Genomic DNA, 5,673 nt, shown 5'->3' with positions numbered 1-5,673 from the left:
CAGGTCTTAGGACAGTTTTTTATTATTCTCGGCCTGGTCGTGGGGCGATCCCCCAAATACAACGCCTCTCCAAAAGAATCAGTTAGCTGCGCCTCTCGCCGTCTTGTTTTTATTGTGCGTGAGTCGATTCGTCTTATTTTTATTATGTTGTACGTTGCTTGTTATTGTTCTTGTACCAAACATATTGCAGGGTGCGTGCCAACTTTTGCGAACCCCAGTAAAACAAGGGGTTAGGTCGATTGGTGGGGTTTTTTCAGGCGAAAAAAACCGGGGCTTCGTTACCGTAAGCCCCGGCTTCTGTTACGTGATAAATCTGAGGTAACAGTTTATTCACAAAGTCATGTGTTACCCGCGCTTCAGACAGGTGCCATTCAGCTTTCGCTGGCGACCCCGGTTTTGCGGCGCGGGATGCCCAAGCGCTGACGACGCTCCCACAGGCATTTGCGGCTGACCCCGAGTTTGCGGGCCAGCTCGGTTTCGGTCATGTGGTCCTGATGCTCGAGGACGAAGTGCTGGAAGTAGTCTTCCAGTGACAAGTCTTCGGTCGGCTCATGGCTGGCGTTACCACCATTGTGGCCCTGCTGCGGTGTCAGGCCGATGAATTCGTCTTCATCCAGATCACTCAGTTCGATGTCGATACCCAGCAGTTCGGCCGAAATCTCCGGGCTCTCACACAGAATGACCGCGCGCTCGACGGCGTTTTCCAGCTCACGAACGTTCCCTGGCCAGGTGTAATGACGAATCGCCTGTTCGGCATCCGGGGCGAATTTCAGATCGGTGCGGTTGACCCGCGCGCTCTGCCGCGCCAGGAAGGCATTGGCGATTTCGTTAACGTCCGCACCGCGCTCGCGCAAGGCCGGCAGCTTCAGGGCGATCACGTGGAGGCGGTAATACAAGTCTTCACGGAACTGGCCGATTTTTGCCAGACTCTTGAGATCCCGGTGAGTCGCGGCGATCAGGCGTACGTCGACCTTCTGCGATTGCACCGAGCCTACACGGCGAATTTCGCCTTCCTGCAACACGCGCAGCAAGCGGGCCTGGGCTTCAAGTGGCAACTCGCCGATTTCATCAAGGAACAAGGTGCCGCCGTCTGCTGCTTCCACCAGGCCGGCACGCCCGGCGCTGGCGCCAGTGAACGCGCCTTTTTCGTGACCAAACAGCTCGGACTCGATCAGGCTTTCCGGAATGGCTGCGCAGTTCACCGAAATCATCGGTGCCTTGGCGCGCTTGGACAGGTTGTGCAGGGCACGCGCCACCAACTCTTTACCGGTACCGGATTCACCTTGGATCAGGACATTGGAATCGGTTGGCGCGACTTTGCGGATTTTGCTGTACAGGTCTTGCATCGGCGGGCACGAACCGATAATGCCGATTTCACCGTTGCTGTTATCGACGCCAGCTTTTGCGGCGCCGTTGGTAGCTTTACCGGCGGCAGGTTCGCCGTTGGCTGGCAATGATGCCCGGTCACGCAGGATGCGGGCGACGGCCTGGAGCATTTCATCGTGATCGAAAGGCTTGGCGATGTAATCCACCGCGCCCATCTTCATCGAATCGACCGCCGAACGCAGGCTGGCGTAGCTGGTCATGATCAGCACCGGCGTGCCCTGGCCGAGTTTGATCAACTCGGTGCCCGGTGCGCCCGGCAGGCGCAGGTCACTGACGATCAGGTCGAACGTGGGAATAGTGAAGCGTTCTTGTGCTTCCTGCACTGAACCGGCTTCGCTGACCTGGTACTGGTTACGTTCCAGCAGGCGGCGCAAGGCGGAGCGGATAATTGTTTCGTCTTCGACGATCAAAATGTGGGGCATTGATTCGATACTCTCGACGGTCTCAGTTCACAGCGGACGTCGCTTCGACATGACGCGGCAAGGTCACCCGGATACGGGTGCCGCGTTGGCTTTGAACATCAGCCGGGCTGTCGATGGTGATTTGTCCATAATGCTCTTCAACGATGGAATAGACCAGTGCAAGGCCCAGACCGGTACCTTCACCAGGATCCTTGGTGGTGAAGAAAGGTTCGAACAGTCGGTCCATGATGTTCTTCGGAATACCGCTGCCTTCGTCTTCCACGATCAAGTCGACCGTGTGTTCGCCGGCTTCGCTTTTAACTCGCACCGCACTGCCGGGAGGCGAGGCGTCGCGGGCATTTGAGAGCAGGTTGATCAGTACTTGGGCGAGTCGCTGCGGATCGCCTTCGACCCAGTGATCGGGGTCGCACAAATTATAGAACTGAACTTCGAAATTGCGTCGGTTCAGCGCCAGCAAGCCGATGGCATCCTGAGCCACTTCGGCCAGACAGACGGGCTCGTCGCTTTGCTGGTGACTGCCGGCGTGGGCGAAGCTCATCAGTGACTGGACGATGCGCGACACGCGCTTGGTTTGCTCAAGTATCTGCCCGCTGATTTCCTTCAGTTCGCTATCGTCTTCACGCTCTTCGCGCAGGTTCTGCGCCAGGCAAGCAATGCCAGTGATCGGGTTGCCGATTTCGTGGGCCACGCCCGCCGCGAGTCGACCGATGCTGGCCAGGCGCTCGGAGTGCACCAGTTTGTCTTCGAGCATCTGGGTTTCGGTCAGGTCTTCCACCAGCAACACCAAGCCGCTGTTACCCGGTGCGAGCGGTTCATCGATCGCGGCTTTGTGCAGGTTCAGCCAGCGGGTCTGGCCATCCAGGGCCAGGTGCTGTTTGTGCAAGTGCTCGTCCGGCAAATTAATGAAGCCTTGCAGCAGTTCTTTCCATGGATCGGCAATGGTGCTCAGGCGCGAACCGACCACACGCTGCGCAGCAATTCCCGTCAATTCCTCCATGGCTTTGTTCCACATGAGGATTTCCTGATCCTTGGCCAGTGAGCAGACGCCCATCGGCAGTTCTTGCAGGGTCTGGCGGTGATAGCGACGCAGGGCATCGAGTTCGGCGGCAAGGCCGGTCAGGCGCGAGTGGTAATCCTCGAGGCGACTTTCGATGAAGTGAATGTCTTCGGTGACATAGTTCTCGCCGCCCGCCTTATAGGGCAGGAACGTTTCGACCATGTCCTGCGCCACACTCGGACCCATCAGGCCTGACAGGTTGGCTTCGATGCGGTCACGCAGGCGGCGCAAGGCGTAAGGCCGGCGTTCGTCGAACGGCAGATAGAGATCGCGCAGCGCCTGTTCCACTTCTTTCTGTGCAGCCTTGGCGCCCAAGGGTTTTGCCAACTGCGTGGCGAATTCCTGTGGCGATGCGGCGTGCAGTTCGCGACGTTGCGGGCGACGCACATTGTCCACGGCACAGGCTTCGGCTGCGCTGGCCTCTTCCGCGCTGGCATTGGTGAACAGCGAGATCAGGGTGAACATCAGCACGTTGGCGGCCAGGGAGGCAATCGCCGCCATGTGCCAACTGGTGTCGTCCAGCACGTAGATCATGTTCAGCAGCGGAATATAGAAACCCTGCAGATTGCTCACTAGCGGCAACAACATCGTGACCAGCCACACCAGAATCCCCGCCAGCAAACCGGCAATGAAGCCGCGGCGGTTGGCGGTCGGCCAGTACAGGACCGAGAGTACGCCGGGCAGGAACTGCAACGTGGCGACAAACGCGACAATGCCGAGGTTCGCCAGATCCTGCTCTGCACCCAGCAGCAGGTAGAAGCCGTAGCCGGCCATGATGATTGCAACGATCAGCGCCCGACGGGTCCACTTCAGCCAACGGTAGATGTTGCCTTCGGCCGGAGGTTGATAGAGCGGTAACACCAGATGGTTCAGTGCCATCCCGGACAGCGCCAGGGTGGTGACGATGATCAGGCCGCTTGCCGCCGACAAACCGCCGATATAGGCCAGCAGTGCCAAGGCTTTGCTGTTGGCGGCGATGCCGATGCCCAGCGTGAAGTATTCCGGGTTGGTGGTGGCGCCGAGTTTCAGTCCGGCCCAGAGAATCAGCGGCACCGCCAGGCTCATCAACAGCAGGAACAGGGGCAGGCCCCAACTTGCACTGACCAGCGAACGCGGGTTGAGATTTTCGGTAAAGGTCATGTGATACATGTGCGGCATCACAATCGCCGAGGCGAAGAACACCAGCAGCAACGTACGCCACGGACCTTCTTGCAGCGGCGTGTGCAAAGCGGCGAGGGCGGTCTGGTTTTGCAGCAGCCAAAGCTCAAGCTGTTGCGGGCCGTCAAACACGCCGTACAAGGCATACAGACCGACACCGCCGAGGGCGATCAACTTGATCACCGACTCGAAGGCAATGGCGAACACCAGGCCTTCATGTTTTTCGCGGGTGGCAATGTGGCGGGAACCAAAGAAGATGGTGAATAGCGTAATCAGCGCGCAGAAACTCAGGGCGACCCGATGCTGCACCGGCTCACGGGTGAGAATGCTGATGGAGTCGGCGACTGCTTGAATTTGCAAGGCCAGCAGCGGCAACACGCCGACCAGCATGAAAATCGTGGTCAGCGCCCCCGCCCATGTACTGCGAAAGCGGAACGCGAACAAGTCGGCCAGCGACGACAACTGATAGGTGCGGGTGATTTTCAGGATCGGGTACAGCAGCACCGGCGCCAGCAAAAATGCGCCGGAGACCCCGAGGTAACTGGATAAAAACCCGTAGCCGTACTGATAGGCCAGGCCCACCGTGCCGTAAAACGCCCACGCGCTGGCGTAAACGCCCAAGGACAGGGTGTAGGTCAACGGGTGGCGAATGATCGCCCGGGGGATCATGCCCCGTTCACTGACCCAAGCCACACCGAACAGCACTGCCAGGTAGGCGGCGCTGATCAGGATCATCTGGGTCAGGCTAAAGCTCATCGGCATCTTTTTGACTCTGCAGGATGAAGGTCACGACGATCAGAATCAGCCAGAGCAGATAAGGGCGATACCAGGCGCCAGTGGCGTCGATCCACCAATCCATGATGGCCGGGGAGAACAGATAAATCCCCACTACCAGGAGCAGGACCAAGCGATAGATGTACATCCCGGCCTCTCTTTTTTATGCGCGTGCCCGAAAACGTGCGGCGATGGTAACGGATGGGCGCGCCACTGCAAGTGCGATCACTGCAGTTGCGCCTCGGGCAGGTTAAGTGTGCGCGGGATCAGCGACGCATCCCAGTGGGCGATGCCCCAGTTCAACACTTCCCGTGGGCTGGCGTAAGCCAGTTCGGTTACGGGGTTTTGCCCGAGTGCGCGCAATGCACGCAGCAATAAAGGTGTTGCCTGATCTTCGGTCAATGGCGGCGAGCGGTAGGATTTGCCGAGTTTGTTGCCATCGGGCTGGGTAATCAGCGGGATGTGCAGATAGCGCGGTTGCCGCAGGCCGAGCAATTCTTGCAGATAGAGCTGGCGGGGGGTGGAATCCAGCAGGTCGGCGCCACGCACAATATCGGTGATGCCTTGCCAGGCATCGTCCAGCACGACGGCCAACTGATAGGCGTAGAGCCCGTCGCGACGGCGAATCACAAAGTCGCCCACCTCGCGACCCAGATGCTGACGGAATTCACCTTGCACGCGGTCGATGAAGTGGTATTCCAGCTCGGGCACGCGCAGGCGAATCGCCGTGTCTTCAGTGCCGTGGCCGGCGTTGCGGCACAGTCCCGGATAAATGCCGTGATAGGGCTCCAGCTGCTTGCGCGAGCAGGTGCAGGCATAAGCGAGGCCGTGATTGAACAGGCGATTGAGCACTTCAGCGTACGCCTCATGCCGGTC

5 protein-coding genes are annotated in these 5,673 nt (G+C 59.0%); 1 reads left to right on the top strand and 4 read right to left on the bottom strand.

Annotated features, from left to right (window positions below; all coding sequences use genetic code 11):
* Positions 1-234 (top strand): hypothetical protein (locus AC1DRJ_RS18105; RefSeq protein ID WP_477803368.1); only part of this gene is annotated, 234 nt, incomplete at its 5' end.
* A 137-nt stretch (positions 235-371) separates the two neighbouring features.
* On the opposite strand, the gene AC1DRJ_RS18100 is transcribed toward AC1DRJ_RS18105, so the two are convergent.
* The 4 genes from AC1DRJ_RS18100 to gluQRS all read right to left on the bottom strand — a co-directional run.
* On the bottom strand, positions 372-1,808 hold the full coding sequence (locus tag AC1DRJ_RS18100; protein WP_477803367.1) for a sigma-54-dependent transcriptional regulator: 1,437 nt from the start codon (positions 1,806-1,808) through the stop codon (positions 372-374).
* Positions 1,809-1,830: 22 nt separating this feature from the next.
* Positions 1,831-4,785: a sensor histidine kinase gene (locus tag AC1DRJ_RS18095; protein ID WP_477803366.1), complete on the bottom strand. Its 2,955-nt coding sequence runs from the start codon at positions 4,783-4,785 to the stop codon at positions 1,831-1,833.
* Positions 4,769-4,945, bottom strand: a complete 177-nt coding sequence (locus AC1DRJ_RS18090) for a hypothetical protein (RefSeq protein ID WP_003176118.1) — start codon at positions 4,943-4,945, stop codon at positions 4,769-4,771. Before AC1DRJ_RS18090 ends, AC1DRJ_RS18095 begins: the two co-directional genes overlap by 17 nt.
* 77 nt (positions 4,946-5,022) lie before the next feature.
* The coding region (gene gluQRS / locus AC1DRJ_RS18085) for a tRNA glutamyl-Q(34) synthetase GluQRS (protein ID WP_477803365.1) at positions 5,023-5,673 on the bottom strand (651 nt) is incomplete at its 5' end.

The sequence above is a fragment of the Pseudomonas sp. P5_B2 genome (assembly GCF_056400445.1).
The sequence above is the reverse complement of the archived record's forward strand: the minus strand, read 5'-3'. Positions and strand labels throughout refer to the sequence as shown.